Genomic DNA, 24444 nt, shown 5'->3' on the forward strand with positions numbered 1-24444 from the left:
GGACCGGGCGGGCCCGGTCAGGCGGGCCGGGACGCTCGCAGCCGGGCGACCTCGTAGAGCGTGACGGATGCCGCGATGCCGGCGTTCAGCGACTCGGTCGCCGCCGAGATCGGGATCGACACGACCGCGTCGCACGTCTCGGTCACGAGCCTCGACAGGCCCTTGCCCTCGGATCCGACGACGATCACGATCGGCCGGTCGGCGAAGTCGAGGCCGGGAAGGCTCACGTCGCCGTCGCCGTCGAGGCCGAGCACGAAGACCCCGCGCTGCTTGAGCGCCTTGAGCGTCTGCGTCAGGTTCGACGCCATCGCGACCGGTACCCGGGCCGCGGCGCCCGCGGAGGTCTTCCACGCGGCGGCCGTGACGCCCACGGAGCGCCGCTGCGGCACGATCACGCCCTGCCCGCCGAATGCGGCGGTCGAGCGGATGATCGCACCGAGGTTGCGCGGGTCGGTCACGCCGTCGAGCGCGACGAACAGCGGGGTCAGGCCGGAGTCGATCACCTGGTCGAGCAGGTCCTCGGCGTGCGCGTACTCGTACGGCGGCACCTTGAGCGCGAGGCCCTGGTGCACTCCGCCCTCGCCGGCGAGCCGGTCGAGCTCGGGGCGCATGACCTCGAGGATCGGGATGCCGCGACCGGTCGCGACCTTGACGGCCTCCTTCACGCGGTCGTCCATCTCGATCCGGGACGCGAGGTAGAGCGTCGTCGCGGGGACCCGCGTGCGCAGCGCCTCGACGACCGCGTTGCGACCCGTGACGATCTCGGACTCGTCGCCCGACTTCGCGCGCCGGGCAGCACCCGACGCGCCGCGCGGCGCGGCCTGGCGCTGGCCCCCGCGGCCGCCTGACTTCGCGGCCGCGCGTTCGGCGGCCGCCTTCTTCTTGTGGGCCTGGTGGTATGGGCGGTCCTCGGCCTTGGGCGTGGGCCCCTTGCCTTCGAGCGCCTTGCGGCTGTGCCCGCCGGTGCCGACCTTCTGGCCCTTGCCCTTCTTGCGCACCGCTCCGGCGCGAGGCTTTCCGCTGCTGCCCTTCATGAGGTGAGGCTCCAATGCGTTCCGGTCTGACTGTCTTCGATGGTGATTCCGGCGTCCGCGAGCTCTGCGCGGATCCGGTCGGCGGCCGCCCAGTCCTTCGACTCGCGGGCCGCCCGGCGATCGGCGATGAGGCGCTCGACGAGCGCGTCGAGTGCGGTCGCGGCCGGCCCGGCATCCGTCGCCCAGGCCGGGTCGGTGGGGTCGATGCCGAGCACGCGGACCATGGCGAGCGCCTGGCCGCGCAGGCGGGCCGCCGCGCCGAGGTCCTCGCCGTCGAGCGCGAGGTTGCCCGCGCGCACGGTCTCGTGCAGGACGCCGAGCGCCTGCGGAACCCCGAGGTCGTCGTCCATCGCCTCGGCGAAGGCGTCGGGCCACGCGGCATCCGCCCCGTCGTCCTGGTACCGGGTGCCGGCGAGCCGGCGCTGCACGCGGTTGAGGAAGGTCCGGATGCGGTCGACCGCGGCCTCGGCCTCGGCGAGCGAGTCGGGCGAGTAGTCGAGGGTCGAACGGTAGTGCGCCTGGCCGAGGAGGTAGCGCACGGCGAGCGGCGAGGCGAGCGCGGTGAGTTCGTGCGCGTACACCGAGTTGCCGAGCGACTTCGACATCTTCTGGCCGCCGATGTTCACGAGGCCGTTGTGCACCCAGTAGCGCGCGAAGCCGTCACCGGCGGCCGTGGACTGCGCGAGCTCGTTCTCGTGGTGCGGGAAGCGCAGGTCGAGCCCGCCGCCGTGGATGTCGAACCGTGCGCCGAGGTAGCGGGCGGCCATCGCCGAGCACTCGATGTGCCAACCGGGCCTGCCCGGACCCCACGGCGACTCCCAGCCCGCCGAACGCGGCTCGGTCGGCTTGTGGCCCTTCCACAGCGCGAAGTCGCGGGGGTCGCGCTTGCCGCGCGGGTCGGAGTCGGCCGCGGCCTCCATGTTCTCGCGCGCCTGGCGGGTCAGCTCGCCGTAGGCGGCCCAGCTGCCGGTGTCGAAGTACACGTCGCCCGACCCGTCGGCGGCCGGGTAGGCGTGCCCGCGGTCGATGAGGCGCTGGATCATCCGCTGCATCTGCGTGACGCTCGCGGTGGCCCGCGGCTCGTAGGTCGGCGGCAGGATGCCGAGCGCGTTGTACGCGGCGGTGAACTCGAGCTCGACCCGGTAGGCGAGCGACCACCACTGCTCGCCGATCCCCTCCTCGGCTGCGGCATTCAGGATCTTGTCGTCGATGTCGGTGACGTTGCGCACGAAGGTCACCGCGAACCCGCGCGCCGTGAACCAGCGGCGCATGATGTCGTAGACGAGGGCGCTGCGCAGGTGCCCGATGTGCGGGCTCGACTGCACCGTCGGTCCGCAGACGTACATGCCTACGCGCCCCTCCTCGAGGGGCGCGAAGTCACGCAGGGCCTGGGCCTTCGAGTCGTGGAGTCGCAGCGTCACCCGTCAAGCGTACCGGCGCGCCCGCGATCCGGGCTCGGCGCCCGGTCGCGCGGGACACCGGCGGCGCGAGACTCGGCGCACCGGGTCGATCCCGGCCGACCACCGCGGCCCGGAGCCCGCCGACGAGAGGATCCCCTGATGACCATCCGACCCACCGCATCGATCCGCGCTCGCGCCGACGTCTCCGAGACGGATGCCGCCGGCAGCGCCGCCACCGCCCGACGGCGAAGGATCGCCCGAGCCGCCGCGTGGACGGCCGTCGCATTCCTCGTCGGCCAGTTCGGGGTCGGCGCGGCCGGCGTGCTCTCGGGGGCCGACGTCGCAGATCACGCGAGCCCCCTCGGTCGCGCGTCGGAGGCGCTCAGCGGGCTCGCCTTCCTCGCCGGTGCGGTCGCGCTCGCCGCACTCGCCCCCACCGGTGCGCGGCTCGCCGCCTGGATTCCCGGGGTCGCCGGGCTCGCGGCATCCGGCGCGACGATGCTCTGGGTCGTCGCGACGGGCGTCGAACCGGCCGTGGAGGTCTTCCTGGCCGAGGTGGCGCTCACCGCGGTCGGCCTCGTGATCATCGGCGTGCTGGGATCGATGCGCCGACGGGTCTGGCCGTGGTGGGTGGGCGTCGCGGTCGCGCTCCTCATCCCGATCATGTTCCTCGTTCCCCTGAACTCGATCCCCCTCGGCCTGATCTGGGCGGCAGTCGCGCTCACGGCGCGCCCCGACGCTCGATCCTGAGCGGCGTGCACTCCCGCCGCTACACTGCCGCCATGGCGCCTGGCCCGGAGCGACCCGGCCGGACCGCGGCGAGCCGGCTCGCCGCCCGGCTCGTCGCGGCCTGCGCCGTGGCATCCGGAATCGTGATCCTCGTGTCGGTCCCGTCGGCATGGCGGATCCGGACCGAGGTCTGCACCGGCGAGTGCCCGCCCGGCGCGATCGACGCCGAGGCCGCCGCGCGTCTCGACGAGACCGGGCTCGGGGTCGCGGGGTACGTCGCGATCGGGCTCGTCCTCTCGCTCGTCCTGGCCGGGGCCTGCCTCGCGGTCTCGGCCCTCCTGCTCCGCGGCGCGAGCGCGAGCGAGACGACGGCGCGGGGAGCGATCACGGCCGCGGCCGCGCTCGTCGCGATCGCGGTCGGGTTCCCGCAGCTCGTGCCCGCGCTGGTCGCCGAGTACCCGGCCGCGGCGTGGCTCGGGACCCTCGCGGACGCCTCCGTCCTGCTCCTGGTGTGGTGGATCGCCGCGTTCCCGGACGGGGTCGTGCGCGGATGGTGGGCGCGGCTGCTCATCGTCGTCGCCGTTGCGTGGATCGCGCTGTCGATCGCGCCCGCGGGGACGGGAGCCGGCTCCGTCGCCGTCGCGGTCGGGACCGTCGTCGTCGCGGCGCTCGCGCTCGTGACCGTGATCGTGCGGCTGAGCCGACGCGACGACGCGGACCACCGGCTCGTCATCGGGACATCCGCGACGATCGGCGGGGCCCTCGCAGCGCTCGCCGCAGCCGCCGTCGTCCAGGGCGCGGGCCTCGCGCCGGTCGGCGGCCTCGTCGACCTGGCCCTGCAGGCCCTCCTCGTCGCGGCCTTCCTCGCGATCCCGATCGCCGTCGCGTCCGCGGTGCTCCGGCGCGGTCTCTGGGGCCAGGCCGCCTCCATCGCGCGCATCGTCGCGGCTTCGGCCGTCGCGATCGCGGCGGTCGCCGGGTTCGCGATCGCCGCCGCATCCCTCCACCTCGCCGGCGCCGAGCCGGCGGTCGCGCTCGCGGTGCCGGCCGCGGTGCTCGCCGTCGCGATCCCACCCCTCGATCGCCTCGCGGTCCGAGGAGCCCGGAGAGTGCTCACGGGAAGCGCCACCGACCGGCGCCGCGCGCTCGGCGACCTCGACGGACGGCTCGCGCTCGCCGCGACCTCGGGGCCGGAACCCGGTCTGATCGAGGATGCACTCGCCCGTGCCCTCGGCGTCCGCGCCGCGCGGATCGAACTCGGCGCCGACGCCGTGAGCGAGGCCGACGACCCCGCTCCGACGCTCCGTCTCCCCGTGGTCCACGCCGGGCGGAGCGAGGGAGCCGTCGTCCTCGACCCCGGTCGGGCGGGTGCCGTGCTCGATCCGGCGCAGCGCGAGGCGCTCGAGCCCGTGCTGGCGCATCTCGCGGCCGTCCTGCACGCCCGTCGGCTGGCTCGGGAGCTCGAGGCATCCCGTCGCGCACTCCTGGCGGCCCGAGAGGACGAACGCCGCAGGGTGCGCGACGACCTGCACGACGAGCTCGGACCGACCCTCGCTGCCGCGGCGCTGACGCTCGGCGCCGCGGAACGGGAGGCGACGCGCCATCCGCCGGACGCCGTGCGCCTCGTCGCCGATGCGCGGGCGCAGCTCGCCGCGGCGGTCGACGATGTGCGCAGGATCGTTCGCGGGCTCCGACCGCCCGTGCTCGACGACGTCGGCCTGGCCGAGGCGGTGCGCGCGTACGCCGCCGCGGTCGACGGCGCGGTCCGCGTCGAGGTCGTCGGCGGCGCTCCGGAGCCGCTGCCCGCCGCGGTGGAGGCGGCCGCGTACGCGATCGCACTCGAGGCGATCGCCAATGCGATCCGGCACTCCGGCGGCTCGCGATGCCGCGTCTCGTTCGGTCGCGACGGCGACCGCCTCGTGCTGGAGGTCGTGGACGACGGAACGGGCATCGCCGACGGCGCGCCGGGCATCGGATCGGCCTCGATGGAACGACGCGCTCGGGAGCAGGGCGGTCGGGTCGACATCGTCAGCGACGCCGCCGGGACGACGGTGCGAGCATCGCTTCCCCTGGCCGAGCCGGCCGCGGCGGAGGCGCCGTGACCCCGCCCGTCCGCGTCGCGATCGCCGACGACCATGCGCTGTTCCGGCAGGGTGTGCGGGCGATGTTCGCCACCGTGGACGACGTCGAGCTCGTCGACGAGGCCGAGGACGGCGACGACGCGATCCGCGTCGCGGTCACGAGCGCGCCGGACGTGCTGCTCCTCGACGTGCGGATGCCGCGGCGCAGCGGCGTCGACGCGATCCGCGCCATCCGCTCCCGTGCTCCCGGCGTCCGCATCGTGATGCTGACCATGGTCGAGGCCGACGAGGCACTGGCCGTCGCACTGCGCGACGGCGCCGTCGGCTACGTGCTGAAGGGTGCCGATCCCGACGAGCTCATCCGCGTGGTCCACGCGGCGGCGCGCGGAGAACTGCTCTTCGGCGCGAGCGTCGCCCATCGCGCCGCCGCACTGCTGCACCCGGCCGCCGGCCCGTGGCATCCGCCGCTGCCCGAACTCCGGGACCGGGAACGCGAGGTGCTCGACCTGCTCGCTGCGGGCCATGAGCCGGCCGAGATCGCCCGCCGCCTGCACGTGAGCGTCAAGACCGTGCGGAACGTGCTCGCGGGCATCCCCGCACGCCTCGGCGTCGCGACGCGCGGCGAGGCCGTCGACCTCGCGCGACGCGCCGGACTCGGCAGGGGCGCCTGAACGCGGCGGGCCGTCAGCCCGTCGGCCCGTCAGCCCTGCTCGCCGGCGGGGACGACGAGCGCGGTCGCGATCGCGGTGACGCCCTCGCCGCGACCGGTGAAGCCGAGTCCGTCGGTCGTGGTCGCCGCGACGCTCACCGGCGCGCCGACGATTCCGGCCAGCACGGCCTCCGCCTCGGCGCGGCGGGGCGCCAGCTTGGGCCGGTTGCCGACGACCTGGACCGACACGTTGCCGACGCGCCATCCGGCAGCCTCGAGTCGCCGCACGGTCTCGGCGAGGAAGACCTCGCCGTGCGCGCCCGAGAACCGCGGATCGGCGGTGCCGAACATGCCGCCGATGTCGCCGAGACCGGCCGCGGCCAGCAGCGCGTCGCAGATCGCGTGCGCGACCGCGTCGCCGTCGCTGTGCCCCGAGAGCGCGCGCTCCCCCGGCCAGTGCAGGCCGGCGAGCCACAGCGGGGCGTCGCCGTCGTCGGCGAACGCGTGGACGTCGATGCCGGTGCCGACCCTCGGGACGGCGGCGTGCGCGGGATGCGCTCGGTGCGCCGCGGGATCCGGAGCGGCGGACGCGACGCGCTCGGCGAGCAGGTGCTCGGCGCGGTGCAGGTCGGACGGCACCGTGATCTTGAACGCCCGTGCATCGCCGGGCACGACGTCGACCGCGACGCCCGCCGACGCGACGAGGGCGGCGTCGTCGGTGAAGTCCGCTCCGGCGCCCTGGTAGGCCGACTCGAGCACCTCGCGCGGGAAGCCCTGCGGCGTCTGCATCGCGGCGAGCTCCGAACGGTCGACCGTCTCGAGGACGTGTCCCTCGCCGTCGACGCGCTTGACGGTGTCGACGACCGGCAGACCCGGCACGATCCCGCGGCCGCGCGCCGCGACCGCCGCGGCGACCTCGTCGAACACCGCGGCGGGAGCGAGCGGACGGGCCGCGTCGTGCACGAGCACGACCTCGATCGCGCGCGGCAGTTCGGCGAGCCCGCGGGACACGGACTCCTGCCGGGTCGAGCCGCCGGCGACGACCACCAGGTCGACGGACGCCGCGGCCGCGCGCGCCGCGCTTCGGGCCCGCACGTCCTCGAGACGGTCGGTCGGGGCGACCACCACCACGAACGGCGCTTCGCGCATGCCGAGTACGGCATCCAGGGCGACCCCGAGAACGGTGTCGTCGCCGAGCGGGACGAGCGCCTTCGGTTCGGGGTGGCCCAGACGGGTGCCGGATCCGGCTGCCACGACGATGACGGCGACGGTGGTGTCGTTCACGTGTCCACCGTACGCCGCAGCGGCGGTCGGCGGAGCAGCGGAGGACCGGCGGAGCATCTCCGGGTCGCACGACCGGCCCGCCTGCCGACGACGAACGCCGCCGTGCGCATCAGCGCCGGCGGCGTTCGATCGAGGGTGCTCGCTAGGAGGCGAGCACCTCGTCGAGGACGGTCGAAGCCTGCTCCTCGTCGGTCTTCTCGGCGAGCGCGAGCTCGGAGATCAGGATCTGGCGGGCCTTCGCGAGCATGCGCTTCTCACCGGCCGACAGGCCGCGGTCCTGGTCGCGGCGCCACAGGTCGCGCACGACCTCGGACACCTTGATGACATCACCCGAAGCGAGCTTCTCGAGGTTCGCCTTGTAGCGGCGCGACCAGTTGGTCGGCTCTTCGGTGAAGGGAGCGCGGAGCACCTCGAAGACCTTGTCGAGGCCTTCCTTCCCGATCACGTCGCGAACGCCGACGAGGTCGACGTTCTCGGCGGGAACCTCGATCACGAGGTCGCCCTGCGTGACGTTCAGCTTGAGGTAGAGCTTCTCTTCGCCCTTGATGATGCGTTTCTTGACTTCGACGATCGTTGCGGCGCCGTGGTGCGGGTAAACGACGGTCTCGCCAACCTCAAAAAGCATGAATAGACGTCCTTTCGGCAACTTTCAGGATATCACACCGAGGTAGTGCTAAGGTTCCGCCCCCTCCCCCCGGAAGCGCCGCCGCCGTAGGCTACACTCGACACGATCCCAACCGCGCGCGGGTCCATACCGCCGCGCGCACGCTCGTCCTTGGAGGTTCTGTGAAGGCGCGTCTCGCGGCATCCGTCGCCCTGGCTCTCGGCATCGCCCTCGGCGGCAGCGGCTGCGCCATGATCACCTACCAGGCCACCACCGAGGCCTACGACCCGAGCGACGGCGTCTCGGCCGACGTCGGTGCGCTCGACGTCCGCAACATCCTCGTGATCAGCGAGGACGGCGAAGAGGGCAACCTCATCCTCGCCGTCGTCAACACGGGCGACGACGACGCGACCCTCGAGATCGAGTTCGTCGACTCGGGCGACTCCTACGAGATCGACGTCGAGGCCGGGCAGACCATCTCGCTCGGCACCGAGGACGAAGAGCCGCTCCTCATCGAGGGCCTCGACGCCGAGGTCGGCGGCAACGTCGACGTGTACCTGCAGTCCGGCAGCGCCGAGGGCGTCCAGGTCAGCGTCCCCGTCCTCGACGGGGGCCTCCCCGAGTACGCGGACCTCGTCCCGTAGACGCGAGCTCCGAACCACCGAGGGCGGATGCCGCCGGCTCGGGCCGCGGCATCCGCCCTCGTCGTCCCGGCCGCTACCCCTCGAAGCGGTAGCCGAGCCCGCGCACGGTCACGAGCTGCACCGGCTCCGACGGGGTGAGCTCGATCTTGGAGCGGATCCGCTTGATGTGCACGTCGAGCGTCTTGGTGTCGCCGAAGTAGTCGCTGCCCCACACCCGGTCGATGAGCTGCCCGCGGGTCAGCACCCGACCGGCGTTGCGCATGAGCAGTTCCAGGAGTTCGAATTCCTTGAGCGGCATGGCGACGGGGTCGCCGTCGACCTCGACCGTGTGGCGGTCGACGTCCATCCGCACCCGGCCGGCCTGGATGACCGATTCGTCGAGGTCGTCCGGTTCGCTGCGACGGCGGAGCACGGCGCGGATGCGAGCGAGCAGTTCTCGTGTCGAGTACGGCTTGGTGACGTAGTCGTCGGCCCCCAGCTCGAGCCCGACGACGATGTCGACCTCGGAGTCCTTCGCGGTGAGCATGATGATCGGCACGCCGGATCGCTGGCGCAGTTCGCGGCACACCTCGGTTCCGGGCAGGCCCGGCAGCATCAGGTCGAGCAGCACGAGGTCGGCGCCCTCCCGATCGAACGCGGCCACGGCCGCGAGCCCGTCGTCCGCCACCTCCACCTCGTAGCCCTCGCGCTCGAGCAGGAAGCTCAGCGGGTCGCTCAGGGCGATCTCGTCCTCGACGAGCAGGATGCGGGTCACTCTCGGTCTCCTCGGGAAGGGGCGGCCGGAAGGGCCGCTGCGATGCGGGATGTGGGCGTCGCGCCAGCGGGCTTCGCCGCCTCGGGCTCGGGGTCGGCATCGGCGGGCTCGCCGAGGATCGGGCGCTCGGCGAGCGGCAGGCGCACGGTGAAGGTCGAACCGCGCCCGGGCGTGGACCACACCCGCACGTCGCCGCCGTGGTTCTGCACGGTGTGCTTGACGATGCTCAGCCCCAGGCCCGAGCCGCCCGTGTTCCGCGCCCGCGCCTGGTCGACCCGGTAGAACCGCTCGAAGACGCGGTCGAGGTCTTCGGAGGCGATGCCGACGCCCTGGTCGGCGATCGCGATCTCGACCGCCTCGTCGTCCGCGGTCACGCCGATGCCGACGCGCCCGCCCTCGCTCGAGTACGCGATCGCATTGGCGATGAGGTTGTGCAGGGCGACGACCAGCAGCGCCTCGTCGCCGTACACCTCGGCACGCGACTTCGCACGGACGGCGACATCGACGCCCTTCGCGGCCGCGACCACCCGGTTCTGGTCGACCGCCGCGGCGACGACGCGGTCGACGGCGACGAGCTCGTCGCGCTGGAGCGCATCGCGGGCCTGGAGCCGGGAGAGCTCGATGACCTCGCCCGTGATGCGCGCGAGGCGCGCGGACTCGATGCCGAGCCGGTCGGCGAACCGGCGAACCTGCTCGGGCTCGTCGGCGGCCTGGTCGAGCGCCTCGGCGAGCAGGCTGACCGACGCGATCGGCGTCTTCAGTTCGTGGCTGATGTTGGCGATGAAGTCGCGCCGCACCTCGTCGAGGCGGTCGGCCTCGGTGCGGTCGTCGGCGAGCAGCAGCACGAAGCGCGTGCCGAGTCGCGCCACCCGGACGGTCAGCCGCATGGTCGCCTCGCCGAACGGGCCGCGCGCGAGCTCGACCTCGGCCTCGACGGGCTCGCCCGTGCCCCGGACGTCTCGGACGAGATCGAGCAGCTCCCGGTGGATGAGCATCTGGTTGCGCACGAGTCCGAGCGCGACCGCGCCCGGCGAGGCGCGCAGGACGTTGTTCGACGGGTCGAGCACGACCCCGGCCGACTCGAGCACGTCGAGCACCTGGTCGACGCCGTCCGGGATCGTCGGCGCGACCACGCGTGCAGCGCTCTGGCCGCGGCGTTCGGCCATGTGCAGCATGACGGTGAACCCGGCTCCGAGGAGGATGCCGAAGGTCAGCGCGACCAGCACCGACCAGGTGGACTCCATGGCTCCACCATAGCCACGGCGGTCACCCCCGGAGCGACGGAGCGGGCGTCGGATCGGGGTAGGTTGGAGAGTGTTCAGCAGCACGGCACCTGCCGTTCACCTTCGACGGCCATGATGTCGCAGGCCGGTATCGCACCGGTCGTCCCGCGTGCCCGCGCGGGTGCCCGAGACCACCGGAGGGTCATTCGCATGCGTGAGGTGTTCCAACAGGAACTGCGCGAGGTCCAGGACGGCCTCGTCGAGATCGCGACGCTCGTCGCCGGAGCCATCGAGAAGGCGACGCGCGCGTTCAACGAGTCGAACGTCAGCCTGGCCGAGGAGGTCATCGCCGACGACCACCTGATCGACACCAGGGCGCAGGCGCTCGACGAACTCGCGATCACGATCCTCGCGCGCCAGCAGCCGGTCGCCCGCGACCTGCGCATCGTCGTCAGCGCGCTGCGGATCTCGGCATCGCTCGAACGCATGGGCGACATGGCCACGCACATCTCGCAGCTCGCGCGGTACCGCTTCCCCGACAAGGTCGTCCCCAAGACCCTGCGCCCCACGTTCGGCGAGATGGGCGCACTCGACGTCGAGATCGCGAAGCAGCTCGTCGAGCTCCTCCGCACGGAGGACGTCGCGCTCGCCGACCAGATCCGCAACGAAGACGACAAGGTCGACGCCCTGCACCTCTCGGTGTTCGACAAGGTGCTCGGCGAGACGTGGAAGGGCGAGGCCGTCGACACGGTCGACGCCACCCTCGCGAGCCGGTACCACGAGCGGTTCGCCGACCACGCCGTGTCGATCGCGAAGAAGGTCCAGTACCTCGCGACCGGCGACTGGGTCCCCGAGCCCGCCTGATCGCGAGGCGCACAGGCGAGGGCCGGGCGGATGCTGCATCCGCCCGGCCCTCGCGTCGTGAGGCCTCGGCTACTTCCTGCCCTGCGCCGCCACCGCCGCCGCACCGGCAGCCGCCGCCTCGGGGTCGAGGTAGCGCCCCGGGGCGATCGGCATGAAGTCCTCGCCGAGCTCGTAGACGAGCGGGATGCCAGTGGGGATGTTCAGCTCGGCGATGTCGTCGTCGCCGATGCCGTCGAGGTGCTTGACGAGCGCGCGAAGCGAGTTGCCGTGGGCGGCGACCACGACCGTGCGCCCCGAGCGCAGGTCGGGGACGATCGCCGACTCCCAGTACGGCAGCATGCGCGCGATGACGTCCTTCAGGCACTCGGTGCGCGGCAGCTCGCCGTCGGCGAGGCCCGCGTAGCGCGGGTCGCCGACCTGCGACCACTCGGCGTCGTCGGCGAGCACGGGCGGCGGGGTGTCGAACGAACGGCGCCACAGCATGAACTGCTCGGGCCCGTACTTCTCGAGCGTCTCGGCCTTGTCGAGACCCTGGAGCGCACCGTAGTGGCGCTCGTTGAGGCGCCACGAGCGACGCACGTCGATCCACGCGCGGTCGGCATGCTCGAGCGCGATGTTGGCGGTCTGGATGGCGCGGGTGAGCACCGACGTGTGCAGCACGTCGGGGAGGACCCCGTGCTCGACGAGCAGCTCGCCGGCGCGCTTCGCCTCGGCGCGGCCCTGCTCGCTCAATCGCACGTCCACCCAGCCGGTGAACAGGTTCTTCTGGTTCCAGTCGCTCTGGCCGTGGCGCAGCAGCACGAGGGTGTAGACCATGCCGCCAAGCCTAACGGCGCGACGATCGCCTGCGAGACTTGGTGACATGCCGGTGGGATCGATCACGCGGGGCACGACGAACACGAACCGGCTGCGCCGCGTGGACCGCTGGATCGCCGCGCAGCCGGAGTTCCTGCGCGCCCCCGACCCGCTCGTCGTCGACCTCGGCTACGGGGCGAGCGGCGTCACCGCGTTCGAACTCGCGACCCGCCTGCGCCGCGCCCGCGCGGACACGCGCATCCTCGGCATCGAGATCGAGCCCGGCCGGGTGCGCACCGCCACGCAGCAGCTGGACGAGGTCCGTGCCGGGCGCACCGGCTTCGCGCCCGACCTCCCGGTGGGCTTCGCGCTCGGCGGCTTCGAGGTCGCGGTACCCGGCGGCGCCTCGCCCGCCGTGATCCGCGCCTTCAACGTGCTGCGCCAGTACGACGAGGCGGACGTCGCCGCGGCGTGGGCGCGCATGACCGCCCGGCTCGCGCCGGGCGGCCTGCTCGTCGAGGGGACCTGCGACGAGGTCGGCCGGGTCGCGAGCTGGGTCGGCGTGACGGATGCCGGGCCGGCCACGTTCACGGTGAGCCTGCGCCTGGCCGGGCTCGACGCGCCATCCGTCCTGGCCGAGCGCCTGCCGAAGGCGCTCATCCACCGCAACGTCCCGGGGGAACGCATCCACGACCTGCTCGGCGCACTCGACCGCGCCTGGCGCGTGCACGCGCCGCTGTCGGTGTACGGGCCCTCCCAGCGGTGGATCGCGCTCGCGCGCGACCTGCGCGACGACGGCTGGCCGGTCCGCGGCGACGTGCGCCGGTGGCGGCTCGGCGAACTCACCGTCGACTGGGCGTCGGTCGCGCCGCGCCGGACGCCCTGACGAGGACGGGCCCGGACTCGAGGTCAGTGCCGGATGCCGAGCCGCGGCAGGCGCGGCACCTCGACGGCAGGCCCCGCACCGGCGGGCACGATCTCGACCTGGGAGGCCGCGACATCCGTGCCGTGGCTCTCGACGATGAGCTCGAGCTCCGCGGGGACGGCGCGCTTGACCACGGCGAGCGCGATCGGGCCGAGCTCGTGGTGCATGGCCGCCGAGGTGATCGCGCCGACCGCGCGACGTTCGGGATCCTCGCCGGGCGCGGGCTCCGGCCGCTGCTTCACCCCGATGACGACGTCACCGGGAACGGGCAGGATCGTGTCGCTGCCGTCGAGGTGCAGCATGACCAGCCGCCGCGGCGGGCGGCCGAGGTTCACGACCTTCGCCACCGTCTCCTGGCCGCGGTAGCAGCCCTTGTTGAGGTCGACCGCGCTGCGCAGCCAGTCGAGCTCGTGCGGCAGCGTCCGCTCGTCGACCTCGGTCGCGAAGCGCGGCCGCCACGCCGCGATGCGCAGCGCCTCGAGGGCGAGCACGCCCGCCGCCTGCAGCGTGCCCGCGCGCACCTGCGCGGCGAGCCCCGCGAGCGCCGGGCGCGGCACGATCGCCTCGACCAGGCGCCAGGTCGCGCCGGCGTGACCGGACTCGGGCGCGTAGGCGTACCCGTCGGCGATGACGCGCCGCCACGGGTCGTCCCAGGCGAGCGCCCCCTCGGGGAGTTCGAACGGCAGGTCGTCGCCGCGCGGCACGGCCGCGACGACGGCGTGGGCGTCGGAGGCATCCGCCACCTCGACCCGCAGCATGAACCGCATGCGGTCCAGCCAGCCCGCGAGCGCCCGAGCGGCATCGCCGCCCTCGACGACGAGCCAGGTGCGCTCGCCGTCGTCGAGGGCGTGCACCGCGTGCTCGACGTGGCCCGACGCGTCGAGGAAGAGCGCCTCGACGCTCTCGCCGGGTGCCAGCCGGTCGAGGGCGCGGCTGGCCATCGAGTTCAACCACGAGAGGCGATCGGGGCCGGAGACCGTCACCACGCCACGATGCGAGAGGTCGACGATCGCTCGGCCCTGCTCGAGGCGTCGCTGCTCGACGAGCGGATTGCCGTAGTGCGCGGCGACGCCCTCGTCGGGCGCCTCGGCGGGAACGGCGCCCGGGAGCGTGAGGAACGGCGACCCGGTCATCAGTCGACCTTCGCGAGTCGGCCGGAGGCGTGGGTGCGCAGGTCCTGCCCGAGCGCCGCGATGTCCCACGCCCAGAGCAGGTGGTTCTCGACGAGGCCGTACAGCCGGGTCGCTGCCGCGTACTCCTTCGCCCCGGCCGTGCGCATGACGGCGTCGGTGGCGAGGTCGATGCGCGGTCCCTTGACCTGGCCGAGGTACAGCTCGCTGACCCCACCCGGGTGCACGAGCGCGACCTCGAGGTCGAAGCCGCCGGCGTCGTTGCGCAGCGTCTCGACCGACTCGGCGTCCGGGTAGCGGCGGGAGCCGACGGCTGGCAGCATGCCCGGACCCGGATCGCCCTCGCCGAGCGGGCGCGCCAGGCGCCAGTACCCGGTCTCGGAGGCGATCGCGACGGGCTCGCCGTCGGGCTCGGTCGGGAACAGCCAGGTCGAGGAGGTGTAGTTCAGGTAGGGCAGGCCGTCATGGCTGAAGCTCACGCGCTGGCCGAACTCGTGGGTGACCGAGTCGTCGCCGACGGCGTAGTCGATGACGCCCGACCCCTCCCAGACCCCGATGAGCCAGGAGAGCGGAACGAGTTCCGCGGGAAGGTCGACCGGCAGTTCGATCACGGTCTAGCGCTGGCCCTTGAAGAGCTTGAAGACGACGACCCCGCTGATCCATGCGATCGTGAGGCCCGCGAGACCGAGCAGGCCGAGGAAGAAGAGTTCGAGCGCGAGCAGGGAGGACATGCGGCGAGTCTACCGGGTGCTCAGAGGAGGACCGGCAGCAGCGCGAGGGTGCCGACCGCGACCACGACGACCGCACCCGCGATCGATGCGCTCACCCGCCCGACGTACCCGCGCGGCTGACGCGAGGCCAGCTGGAGCAGCAGCCCGGCGATGACGGATGCCGCGAGCACGATGCCGAGCATCGCGAGCGCGGCGTACGGCCCGGCGTCGCCGAACCACACGTGCCGACCGTCCCAGGCGAGCCCCACGACGAGCGCCGTGCCGAGGAGCGCGAGCGCCCAGGTGATCGGCGCGCCCCAGCGCACCAGCCCACCGCTCGCGCCCGACGTCTCATCGCGGGCCGTACCGTCTGTCGCCATTTCCGTCTCGCACCGTTCGTCGTGGGGCTAGTATGGTCCGCACCTTACTACTGGAGGGTGTGCGTGGCGCAGCTGCTGATCCTGACGCCGGCAGCAGACGAAGACGTCCTCCCGGCCCTGACACTCCTGACCCATCGGGTGCGCGTGATCCCCGCGTCGCCCGAGCAGCTCGTCCGCGCGCCCGATTCCGACCTCGTCCTCCTCGATGCACGGACCAACCTCGCCGGTGCCAAGGCACTGTGCCAGATCCTCCGGACGACCGGGCTCTCGGTGCCGCTCGTCCTGATCGTGACCGAGGGCGGCCTCACCGCCGTCACCCCCGACTGGGGCGTCGACGACGTCGTGCTCGACCAGGCGGGTCCCGCAGAGGTCGACGCCCGTATCCGGCTCGCGATCGGTCGCGCGCAGGCCACTCAGCCCGCCGAACGCATCCAGACCTCCGGTGTCGTCATCGACGAGGCGAGCTACTCGGCGAAGGTGCGCGGGCGCCCGCTCGACCTGACCTACAAGGAGTTCGAGCTGCTGCGGTTCCTCGCGGCGCACCCGTCGCGCGTGTTCACGCGCGAGCAGCTGCTGAGCGAGGTCTGGGGCTACGACTACTTCGGCGGGACGCGCACGGTCGACGTGCACGTGCGGCGACTGCGCGCCAAGCTCGGCGACCTCGACAGCCTGATCGGCACGGTCCGCAACGTGGGCTACCGGTTCAACGTCCACGAGGAGGACGACGAGGACGCGAACCTCACCGCCCGGTGACCTCCGCTCCACCACGGCGTCACAGCCCGGTGGCATGATGTGTGGATGACCGCCGAGAGCACCCTCGACGACCGGACCGCGAGCGACTTCGACGACGACTTCGAACCGCTCGACATCGACGGCGCACCCGAACTCCTCGCCGAGCGCTACCTCGATCGCGAGCTGAGCTGGCTCGCCTTCAACCAGCGCGTGCTCGAGCTCGCCGAGGACCCTCGGCTGCCCGTGCTCGAGCGCGCCAACTTCCTCGCGATCTTCGCGTCGAACCTCGACGAGTTCTTCATGGTCCGGGTCGCGGGCCTGAAGCGTCGCATCAACACCGGGCTCGCCGTCCCGACGAACGTCGGCCGCACGCCGCACGAGGTGCTGGCCGACATTTCGCGCATCGCCCACGACCTCCAGTCCCGGCACGCCACCGCCTACCAGGAGCTCGTCAAGCCGGTGCTGGCCGAGTCCGGCATCCGCATCGTGTCGTGGGCCGAACTCGACGCCGACCGTCGCGCCCACCTGCACGACTACTTCAGCGGGCAGATCTTCCCCGTGCTCATGCCGCTCGCGGTCGACCCGGCGCATCCCTTCCCCTACATCTCGGGTCTCTCGCTGAACCTGTCGGTGCGGGTGCGCAACAGCCGCACGGGCCGGCAGGAGTTCGCGCGCGTCAAGGTCCCCCAGATGCTGCCGCGATTCGTCCGCGTCGACCCGGCCGAGCCGATCGAGGATGCGCGCTACGTCGCGCTCGAGGAGCTCATCGCCAACCACCTCGGCGATCTCTTCCCCGGCATGGAGGTCCTCGACCACCACGTGTTCCGCGTCACCCGCAACGAGGACGTCGAGATCGAGGAGGACGAGACCGAGAACCTCATCAAGGCGCTCGAGAAGGAGCTGCTGCGACGCCGGTTCGGTCCGCCCATCCGCCTCGAGATCTCCGACGACATGGACGAGGTCACGCTGGGCCTGCTCGTGCGCGAGCTCGACGTCACCGACCAGGACGTCTACCGGCTGCCCTCCCCGCTCGACCTCGGGGGCCTGTTCGACCTCGCGAAGATCGACCGGCCCGAACTGCACTTCCCGACCCACGTGCCGACCACGAACCTGCAGCTGCAGCCGTCGGAGCCGAACCGTCGCGCGGACGTCTTCCAGGCCGTCGCCGCCAAGGACGTGCTGCTGCACCACCCCTACGAGTCGTTCGCGACGAGCATCCAGGCCTTCCTCGAGCAGGCGGCCGAGGACCCGGACGTCCTCGCGATCAAGCAGACGCTCTACCGCACGTCGGGCGACAGCCCGATCGTCGAGGCGCTCATCGACGCGGCCGAGGCGGGCAAGCAGGTGCTCGCGCTCGTCGAGATCAAGGCACGGTTCGACGAGGCCGCCAACATCACGTGGGCCCGCAAGCTCGAGAAGGCGGGCGTGCACGTCGTGTACGGGCTCGTCGGACTGAAGACCCACTGCAAGCTCGCCCTGGTCATCCGCCAGGAGAAGGACGGCCTGAAGCACTACAGCCACATCGGCACCGGGAACTACAACCCGAAGACCAGCCGGATCTACGAGGATCTGGGGCTGCTCACCGCCGACGACCAGGTCGGCAAGGACCTCACGCGGCTGTTCAACGAGCTGTCCGGGTACGCGATCGAGAAGAAGTTCAAGCGCCTGCTCGTCGCACCGCTCCACCTGCGCAAGGGCCTGCTCAAGCTCATCGCGGAGGAGACCCGCAACGCGCAGGAGGGCAGGCCCGCCGGCATCCGCATCAAGGTCAACTCGATGGTCGACGAGGCGATCATCGACGGGCTCTACCGCGCATCGAACGCGGGCGTGCCCGTCGAGATCTGGGTGCGCGGCATCTGCAGCCTCCGCCCCGGGATCCCCGGACTCAGCGAGAACATCCGGGTGCGTTCGATCCTCGGTCGCTACCTCGAGCACTCGCGCATCTTCTCGTTCGTCGGCGACGGCGACCCCGTGGTCTACATCGGCTCGGCCGACATGATGCACCGCAACCTCGACCGCAGGGTCGAAGCGCTCGTGCGCCTGACCGACGCCGAGCACATCGCCGAGATCGGCGACATGTTCGATGCGGCCATGGACGAACGGACGAGCTCCTGGTGGCTCGACGGCGACGGGACCTGGACCAGGCGGACGACGGACGACGAGGGTCGCCCCCTCGACGACCTGCAGCAGTCGCGCATCCAGCGGGCAGCGCAGCGCAGCACCCGGGCCGCGCACCGGGCCAGCCGGTCGGGGAAGCGCCGATGAGCGTGCCCGCCACCGCCGTCTACGCGGCCGGCGCGGTCTGCTGGCGCCTCATCGACGGCCGGATCCACGTGCTCGTGGTGCACCGCACGGTCTACGGCGACGTGACGATCCCCAAGGGCAAGGTCGACCCGGGCGAGACCCTGCCCCAGACCGCGGTTCGCGAGATCGCCGAGGAGACCGGACTGGCGGTCGCGCTCGGCGTTCCGGTCGGCGTCTCGCGCTACCAGCTCCCGAGCGGCCGCGAGAAGATCGTGCACTACTGGGCTGCGCACGTCACCGACAAGGCGGTCCTCGCCTCGACCTTCCGCCCCAACGCCGAGATCGCGGCACTCGAGTGGGTCACGCCCAAGCGCGCCCGCTCGTACCTGACGTACGAGCCGGACCGCGACATCCTCGACCACTTCATCGCGTTGGTCGACCAGGGCGTGACCGAGACCTTCGCGCTCATCGTGCTCAGGCATGCGAAGGCGCGCTCGCGCTCGGCGTGGGAGGGCGAGGATGCGACGCGTCCGCTGGTCGAACGCGGCGTGCAGCAGGCGGCCGAACTCGTCGGCACCCTGTCGGCCTGGCGGCCCCGGCGCATCGTGTCGAGCCCGGCCGTGCGATGCGCGACGACGGTCACCCCGTTCGGGGCCGCGACGGGCATCGCGATCAAGCGCGACGACGGCATCAGCCAGGACGCCTGGGACGCCGGCCGCGACGAGGTTCGACGCGTCATCGGCAAGCGGGTCCGCGTCGGCAGGTCCGCGGTGGTCTGCAGCCACCGGCCGGTCCTGCCCGAGATCATGCGCGAGATCGCGCTCGCCACCGGCACGCCGCTCGGATCCTACGTCTCGGACGCCGCCGACCTCGACTTCGGCGGATTCAGCGTCGTGCATCTGTCGCGCTCGAACCCGTCGTCGGGCATCATCGCGATCGAGACGCACGCGCCGACCGCCTAGCTCTGTGCGGACTCCCAGTCGGGGAAGCCGCACCGAAAGCCGTCGTTCACCTCCCGTTCACCATCGTGGGGGACGCTCGTCATGCACGCTGATTAGCGTCGCAGGCGGATCGGGCACCCGGTCCGAACCCTGCAATCAACCCCCGGAAGGGAATCACGTGAACCTCAAGCGTTTCGGCGCGCCCGCCGTCATCGCCATGACCGCGGCACTCGCGCTCAGCTCCTGCGCCGCGAACGAGGGTGGGGCCGCTCCCGCCGAATCCGAATCCACGCTCGCCGGCAACCTCGTCGGTGCAGGCGCCTCGTCGCAGGACTCCGCACAGCAGGCGTGGATCGCGGGCTTCCAGACCGCGAACCCCGACGTCACGATCGACTACGACCCCTCGGGCTCGGGCGCCGGTCGCGACACCTTCCTCGAGGGTGCGAGCGACTTCGCCGGTTCCGACCGCGCGTTCAACGACGAGGAGCTCGCCACGGGCGGGTTCGCCAAGTGCGCCCCCGACACCGGCATCGTGGAGCTCCCGCTCTACATCTCGCCGATCGCGGTCATCTTCAACCTCGAGGGCATCGACAGCCTGAACCTCGACGCGGCCACCGTCGCGGGCATCTTCGCCGGCACGATCACGAACTGGAACGACCCGGCGATCGCCGCGACCAACGAGGGCGTCGACCTGCCCGACCTCGCGATCACCGCGGTGCACCGCTCCGACGACTCGGGCACGACCGAGAACTTCACCGACTACCTCGGCGCAGCCGCGGGCGACGTGTGGACGTGGGAGGCCGACGGCGTGTGGCCGTTCGAGGGCGGCGAGGCCGCACAGGGCACCTCGGGCGTCGTGGATGCCGTCACCAACGGCACGGGCACGATCGGCTACGCCGACGCGTCGCGCGCGGGTGACCTCGGCACCGTGGCGATCGGCGGCGGCGGCGAGTTCGTCGAGTACTCGCCCGAGGCCGCTGCCGCGATCGTCGACGCATCGCCGCTGGCCGAGGGCCGCGACGAGCAGGACCTCGCGATCGAGCTCGACCGCACCTCGACCGAGGCCGGCGTGTACCCGATCGTCCTCGTCAGCTACCTGATCGCCTGCCAGGAGTACGCCGAGCCCGAGAACGTCGAGCTCGTCAAGGCGTACCTCTCGTACATGGCCAGCGCCGAGGGCCAGGACGCTGCGGCCGAGTCCGCCGGCTCCGCCCCGATCTCCGACTCGCTCCGCGAGCAGGTCACGGCGGCCATCGACTCCATCCAGTAGTCGCACGTGCCCGGCCCCGGCACTTCGGTCCCGGGGCCGGGCACACCCCTGTTCCACACCCGAAACCCGGAGGATCACCCCCCGATGACCACCGCACGAGCGCCGATCCGGGCGAAGCAACGACCCGGCGACAGCGTCTTCTCCAAGTCGGCGGTGTTCGCCGGCTCGATGATCCTCGTGACGCTCGCCGCGGTCGCGACGTTCCTCATCGTCCAGTCGATCCCCGCGCTCGTCGCCACGAGCGAAGACGCCTCGATCCTCGACACGAACTTCTGGGCCTACGTCGGCCCGCTCGTGTTCGGCACCATCTGGGCCGCCGCACTGGCGCTCATCATCGCCCTCCCGATCTCGATCGGCATCGCGCTCTTCATCTCGCACTACGCTCCGCGTCGCCTCGCCTCCGTGCTCGGATACGTCGTCGACCTGCTCGCAGCGGTTCCGTCGGTCGTGTTCGGTCTCTGGGGAATCGGGGTCCTCGCACCCGCCATCCAGCCCGCGTACGCCTGGCTCGTCGAGAACATGGGCTGGTTCCCGCTGTTCTCCGGCCCGGTGTCCGGAACGGGGCGCACGATCCTCACGGCGGGCGTCGTGCTGGCCGTCATGATCATCCCGATCATCACCGCGATCTCGCGCGAGGTCTTCCTGCAGACTCCGGTCCTGCACGAGGAGGCCGCGCTCGCGCTCGGCGCGACGCGCTGGGAGATGATCCGGATGGCCGTCCTGCCGTTCGGTCGCCCGGGCATCATCTCCGCGGCCGTGCTCGGCCTCGGCCGCGCGCTCGGCGAGACGATGGCCGTCGCGATGGTCCTCTCGGCCACGGGCGCGGTCACGTTCGACCTGCTGACCTCGGTGAACCCGTCGACCATCGCGGCGAACATCGCGCTGAGCTTCCCCGAGGCGTACGGCATCAACGTCAACGTCCTCATCGCGACCGGCCTCATCCTCTTCATCGTCACCTTCGCGGTGAACGCGATCGCACGCTGGATCGTCGCCCGCCGCGCCGAGTTCTCGGGAGCGAACTGATGACCACGACGATCACCCCTCCCGAAACCGGCCGCCGCGCCGCCGCCCCCGTGAGCAACTCGCTGACCGCGGGCAAGCTGCCGAACGGCGCCTCGTGGATGATCCTCGGCGCGAGCCTGCTCGTCTCGGCCGGGCTCTTCGCGGTCCTCGCGTTCGCGAGCGGCTCGTTCGACTGGGTCGCCTGGATCGTGGTCGGCGCCGTGCTCTACGTCGTCACGATCACGCTCGTCTCCCGCCTGATCGAGGGCACGCGCCGGGCGACCGACCGCCTCGTCACCGCCCTCGTGACCGGCGCGTTCCTGATCGCGATGATCCCGCTCGTCTCCGTCGCGATGACGGTCGTGACGTTCGGCATGAACCGGTTCGACGCCGAGTTCTTCACCTACTCGATGCGCAACGTCGTCGGCGAGGGCGGCGGCGCGCTGCACGCGATCGTGGGCACGCTGCTCATGACCGGGACCGCGGCGCTCATCTCGATCCCGATCGGGCTGATGACCTCGATCTACCTCGTCGAGTACGGCCGCGGCCGCCTCGCACGCGGCATCACCTTCCTGGTCGACGTCATGACCGGCATCCCCTCGATCGTGGCGGGCCTCTTCGCCTACGCGCTGTTCGCGATCTTCTGGGGCCCGGGCACCCGCACGGGCATCGCCGGTGCGGTCGCCCTCGCGGTGCTCATGATCCCGGTCGTCGTGCGCTCGAGCGAGGAGATGCTGCGGCTCGTGCCGAACGAGCTCCGCGAGGCCGCGTTCGCGCTCGGCGTCCCGAAGTGGCTGACCATCGTCAAGGTCGTGCTGCCGACCTCGATCGCGGGCATCACGACGGGCATCATGCTCTCCATCGCCCGCGTCATCGGCGAGACCGCGCCGCTGCTCATCGCGGCCGGATTCACCAACAGCATGAACTACGACCTCACCGAGGGCCGCATGCAGTCCCTGCCCGTGTTCGTGTACACGCAGTACGCCAACCAGGGCAACCCCGCATTCGCCTACCTCGACCGCGCGTGGGCCGCAGCCCTCACGCTCATCCTCATCGTCATGGTGCTGAACCTGCTCGCCCGACTCGTCGCGCGGTTCTTCGCCCCCAAGTACGGCCGCTGACCCCCGGCCCGCCCAGTTAGGAAACGTCGTGTCCAAGCGCATCGAGGTCAAGGACCTCAACGTCTACTACTCCAAGTTCCTCGCCGTCGAGGGCGTCTCCCTCGAGATCGAGCCCCGCAGCGTGACCGCGTTCATCGGACCCTCGGGCTGCGGCAAGTCCACGTTCCTGCGGACCCTGAACCGGATGCACGAGGTCATCCCCGGCGCCCGCGTCGAGGGCGAGGTGCTCATCGACGGCAACAACCTCTACGACCCCGAGGTCGACCCGGTGCTCGTGCGCCGTCAGGTGGGCATGGTCTTCCAGCGCCCGAACCCGTTCCCGACCATGTCGATCAGGGAGAACGTGATCGCCGGGGTCAAGCTGAACAACCGGCGCATCTCGAAGTCGGACGCCGACGACCTCGTCGAGCAGTCGCTGCGCGGCGCGAACCTCTGGAACGAGGTCAAGGACCGTCTCGACCGCCCCGGCTCGGGCCTGTCGGGCGGCCAGCAGCAGCGCCTCTGCATCGCCCGCGCGATCGCCGTCTCGCCCGAGGTGATCCTCATGGACGAGCCGTGCTCGGCGCTCGACCCGATCTCGACGCTCGCGATCGAGGACCTCATCGAGGACCTCAAGCAGGAGTACACGATCGTGATCGTGACCCACAACATGCAGCAGGCGTCGCGCGTGAGCGACAAGACCGCGTTCTTCAACATCGCCGGCACCGGCAAGCCCGGCAAGCTCATCGAGTACGACGAGACGACCACGATCTTCTCCAACCCCGCCGAGAAGGCGACGGAGGACTACGTGTCCGGTCGATTCGGCTGATCCGCGGGAAGCGGAAGACAGCGGATGCCCCGTGGCCGACCGACCACGGGGCATCCGTCGTTCCCGCCTGCGGCGGTCGGTCGTTCGCGCCTGCGGCGGTCAGTCGTTCGCGCCGAGCAGGTGGTCGTTGATCTCGGCCGTCATGGCGGCATCCGCACCGAGCGGATGACCGTCGACCTCGATCACGGGAGCCGCCATCCTGACGCTCGAGACGAGCCACGCGGCATCCGCCCCGCGGAGCTCGTCGAGCGTCAGGTCGCGGTACGCGACCCGACGACCGAGCGATTCGAGGAACGCGAAGACCCGACGCTGGGTCGTGCCGTGCAGGATGCCCGCCGCCGGCGGCGGCGTGACGACCACGTCGCCGAGCCGCACGAGCACGTTCGAGGTCGGACCCTCGAGCACGAAGCCGTCGGATGAGACGAACACGGCGTCATCGACCCCCCGCCGCTTCGCCTCGCGGATCGCGGCCATGTTCGGCGCGTAGCTGAGGGTCTTCGCGCCGAGCAGCAGCCACGGCGCCCGCTCGCCCGCTCCGCGGTCGATCCCCCGGTCGAGCGTGACGACGCGGATCCCGTGCGAGCGCTCCCTGCTGAAGTCGGGAACGGATGCCACGTGCGCCCACCCGGTCGGCACCGTGCCGGGATCGACGCCCCGGCTGACGACGATCTTGACCGAGAACTGCCCGTCGGCGGGGGCTCGTTCGGCGGCCCGGCGGATCACGAGCCGCCACTGGTCGAGGTTCGGCTCGGGCAGGTCCGTCAGCCGCGCCGAGTTCGCCAGTCGCGCGAGGTGCGGTTCGAGGTCGTTCACCCGGCCGTCGACGATCGCGAGCGTCTCGAACACGCCGTCGCCCCGGTGCGGCGCGAGGTCGTTGACGGCGAGTGCGGGAGAACCGGGCTCGATCTCGCGGAACGACGACTCGAGGAACTCGGCGGACGTGCCGACCGGAAGGGGGTCGACGAGGAACGAGACGGTCTCGGGCATCCCTCGATGGTAGCCGTGGAAGCATGGAGGCCGGTCGCAGAACGCCTCTCGGCGCGAGGCCGCTCGAAGCGGCGAGATTTGGAGCCCGGGGTTACTGCGACCGGCCACGACGATTCTAAACGCAGGGGCGGCC

Annotated in this window: 24 protein-coding genes; 13 read left to right on the plus strand and 11 right to left on the minus strand. The window is 72.0% G+C overall.

Features of this window, described 5'->3' with window-relative positions; translation table 11 throughout:
• Positions 1-17: 17 nt before the first annotated feature.
• The gene (rlmB, locus tag DSM26151_RS10950; protein WP_234659580.1) at positions 18-1034 is read right to left on the minus strand and encodes a 23S rRNA (guanosine(2251)-2'-O)-methyltransferase RlmB; all 1017 of its coding nucleotides are present in this window, start codon (positions 1032-1034) and stop codon (positions 18-20) included.
• Positions 1031-2455: a cysteine--tRNA ligase gene (gene cysS, locus DSM26151_RS10955; RefSeq protein WP_234659581.1), complete on the minus strand. Its 1425-nt coding sequence runs from the start codon at positions 2453-2455 to the stop codon at positions 1031-1033. The genes rlmB and cysS overlap by 4 nt, the downstream gene beginning before the upstream one ends.
• Before the next feature lie 138 nt (positions 2456-2593).
• Here cysS and DSM26151_RS10960 point away from each other — a divergent pair, with 138 nt between their 5' ends.
• From DSM26151_RS10960 to DSM26151_RS10970, 3 genes are read left to right on the plus strand one after another with little or no spacing between them, the layout of a single operon-like run.
• On the plus strand, positions 2594-3184 hold the full coding sequence (locus tag DSM26151_RS10960; RefSeq protein WP_234659582.1) for a hypothetical protein: 591 nt from the start codon (positions 2594-2596) through the stop codon (positions 3182-3184).
• A gap of 32 nt (positions 3185-3216) precedes the next feature.
• Positions 3217-5265, plus strand: a complete 2049-nt coding sequence (locus DSM26151_RS10965; protein WP_234659583.1) for a sensor histidine kinase — start codon at positions 3217-3219, stop codon at positions 5263-5265.
• On the plus strand, positions 5262-5915 hold the full coding sequence (locus DSM26151_RS10970; protein ID WP_234659584.1) for a response regulator: 654 nt from the start codon (positions 5262-5264) through the stop codon (positions 5913-5915). The genes DSM26151_RS10965 and DSM26151_RS10970 overlap by 4 nt, the downstream gene beginning before the upstream one ends.
• 29 nt (positions 5916-5944) lie before the next feature.
• Here the strand turns inward: DSM26151_RS10970 and ispD are convergent, their stop codons facing one another.
• Together ispD and DSM26151_RS10980 are read right to left on the minus strand one after the other, a co-directional pair.
• A complete protein-coding gene (ispD, locus tag DSM26151_RS10975) occupies positions 5945-7234 on the minus strand; it encodes a 2-C-methyl-D-erythritol 4-phosphate cytidylyltransferase (RefSeq protein WP_407650954.1) in 1290 nt (429 codons plus the stop codon).
• An 85-nt stretch (positions 7235-7319) separates the two neighbouring features.
• Positions 7320-7802: a CarD family transcriptional regulator gene (locus DSM26151_RS10980; RefSeq protein WP_067948714.1), complete on the minus strand. Its 483-nt coding sequence runs from the start codon at positions 7800-7802 to the stop codon at positions 7320-7322.
• Between the two features lie 161 nt (positions 7803-7963).
• Between DSM26151_RS10980 and DSM26151_RS10985 the strand changes: the two genes are divergently transcribed.
• Positions 7964-8425, plus strand: a complete 462-nt coding sequence (locus DSM26151_RS10985) for a DNA modification methylase (protein WP_234659586.1) — start codon at positions 7964-7966, stop codon at positions 8423-8425.
• A 73-nt stretch (positions 8426-8498) separates the two neighbouring features.
• Here the strand turns inward: DSM26151_RS10985 and DSM26151_RS10990 are convergent, their stop codons facing one another.
• Both DSM26151_RS10990 and DSM26151_RS10995 read right to left on the minus strand, forming a co-directional pair.
• Positions 8499-9179, minus strand: a complete 681-nt coding sequence (locus DSM26151_RS10990; RefSeq protein ID WP_234659587.1) for a response regulator transcription factor — start codon at positions 9177-9179, stop codon at positions 8499-8501.
• Positions 9176-10423, minus strand: a complete 1248-nt coding sequence (locus DSM26151_RS10995) for a sensor histidine kinase (RefSeq protein ID WP_234659588.1) — start codon at positions 10421-10423, stop codon at positions 9176-9178. Before DSM26151_RS10995 ends, DSM26151_RS10990 begins: the two co-directional genes overlap by 4 nt.
• 189 nt (positions 10424-10612) lie before the next feature.
• Here DSM26151_RS10995 and phoU point away from each other — a divergent pair, with 189 nt between their 5' ends.
• Positions 10613-11266: a phosphate signaling complex protein PhoU gene (phoU, locus tag DSM26151_RS11000; RefSeq protein ID WP_234659589.1), complete on the plus strand. Its 654-nt coding sequence runs from the start codon at positions 10613-10615 to the stop codon at positions 11264-11266.
• Positions 11267-11335: 69 nt separating this feature from the next.
• Here phoU and DSM26151_RS11005 read toward each other — a convergent pair whose 3' ends face one another.
• Complete coding sequence (locus DSM26151_RS11005; protein ID WP_234659590.1) at positions 11336-12082, minus strand: phosphoglyceromutase; 747 nt, start codon at positions 12080-12082, stop codon at positions 11336-11338.
• Between the two features lie 46 nt (positions 12083-12128).
• Here DSM26151_RS11005 and DSM26151_RS11010 point away from each other — a divergent pair, with 46 nt between their 5' ends.
• Positions 12129-12947: a methyltransferase domain-containing protein gene (locus DSM26151_RS11010; protein WP_234659591.1), complete on the plus strand. Its 819-nt coding sequence runs from the start codon at positions 12129-12131 to the stop codon at positions 12945-12947.
• 23 nt (positions 12948-12970) lie between these two features.
• Here DSM26151_RS11010 and ygfZ read toward each other — a convergent pair whose 3' ends face one another.
• The 3 genes from ygfZ to DSM26151_RS11025 form a co-directional block, all read right to left on the minus strand.
• Positions 12971-14119 (minus strand): CAF17-like 4Fe-4S cluster assembly/insertion protein YgfZ, encoded by a 1149-nt coding sequence (gene ygfZ / locus DSM26151_RS11015; protein ID WP_234659592.1) that lies wholly within the window; start codon positions 14117-14119, stop codon positions 12971-12973.
• A complete protein-coding gene (locus DSM26151_RS11020) occupies positions 14119-14727 on the minus strand; it encodes a nitrobindin family protein (RefSeq protein WP_234659593.1) in 609 nt (202 codons plus the stop codon). Before DSM26151_RS11020 ends, ygfZ begins: the two co-directional genes overlap by 1 nt.
• A gap of 140 nt (positions 14728-14867) precedes the next feature.
• Positions 14868-15206 (minus strand): hypothetical protein, encoded by a 339-nt coding sequence (locus tag DSM26151_RS11025; protein ID WP_234659594.1) that lies wholly within the window; start codon positions 15204-15206, stop codon positions 14868-14870.
• A 63-nt stretch (positions 15207-15269) separates the two neighbouring features.
• On the opposite strand from DSM26151_RS11025, the gene DSM26151_RS11030 reads away from it, so the two are divergent.
• The 7 genes from DSM26151_RS11030 to pstB all read left to right on the plus strand — a co-directional run bounded on the left by DSM26151_RS11030 (position 15270) and on the right by pstB (position 23324).
• A complete protein-coding gene (locus DSM26151_RS11030) occupies positions 15270-15959 on the plus strand; it encodes a response regulator transcription factor (RefSeq protein ID WP_234659595.1) in 690 nt (229 codons plus the stop codon).
• Between the two features lie 45 nt (positions 15960-16004).
• Complete coding sequence (locus tag DSM26151_RS11035; protein ID WP_234659596.1) at positions 16005-18203, plus strand: RNA degradosome polyphosphate kinase; 2199 nt, start codon at positions 16005-16007, stop codon at positions 18201-18203.
• A gap of 2 nt (positions 18204-18205) precedes the next feature.
• Positions 18206-19144, plus strand: coding sequence for an NUDIX hydrolase (locus DSM26151_RS11040; protein ID WP_234661876.1), 939 nt, complete (start codon positions 18206-18208; stop codon positions 19142-19144).
• Positions 19145-19301: 157 nt separating this feature from the next.
• Entirely contained in the window at positions 19302-20393 is a 1092-nt protein-coding gene (locus DSM26151_RS11045) for a phosphate ABC transporter substrate-binding protein PstS (protein WP_407650959.1), read from the plus strand.
• An 84-nt stretch (positions 20394-20477) separates the two neighbouring features.
• Complete coding sequence (gene pstC / locus DSM26151_RS11050; protein ID WP_234659597.1) at positions 20478-21416, plus strand: phosphate ABC transporter permease subunit PstC; 939 nt, start codon at positions 20478-20480, stop codon at positions 21414-21416.
• Complete coding sequence (pstA, locus tag DSM26151_RS11055) at positions 21416-22516, plus strand: phosphate ABC transporter permease PstA (protein WP_234659598.1); 1101 nt, start codon at positions 21416-21418, stop codon at positions 22514-22516. The genes pstC and pstA overlap by 1 nt, the downstream gene beginning before the upstream one ends.
• 28 nt (positions 22517-22544) lie before the next feature.
• A complete protein-coding gene (gene pstB / locus DSM26151_RS11060; protein WP_234659599.1) occupies positions 22545-23324 on the plus strand; it encodes a phosphate ABC transporter ATP-binding protein PstB in 780 nt (259 codons plus the stop codon).
• A 99-nt stretch (positions 23325-23423) separates the two neighbouring features.
• Here pstB and DSM26151_RS11065 read toward each other — a convergent pair whose 3' ends face one another.
• Entirely contained in the window at positions 23424-24311 is an 888-nt protein-coding gene (locus DSM26151_RS11065; RefSeq protein ID WP_234659600.1) for an aminodeoxychorismate lyase, read from the minus strand.
• Positions 24312-24444: the final 133 nt, after the last annotated feature.

Origin of the sequence: Agromyces marinus, assembly GCF_021442325.1 — a bacterium.
Classification (GTDB): Bacteria; Actinomycetota; Actinomycetes; order Actinomycetales; family Microbacteriaceae; genus Agromyces; species Agromyces marinus.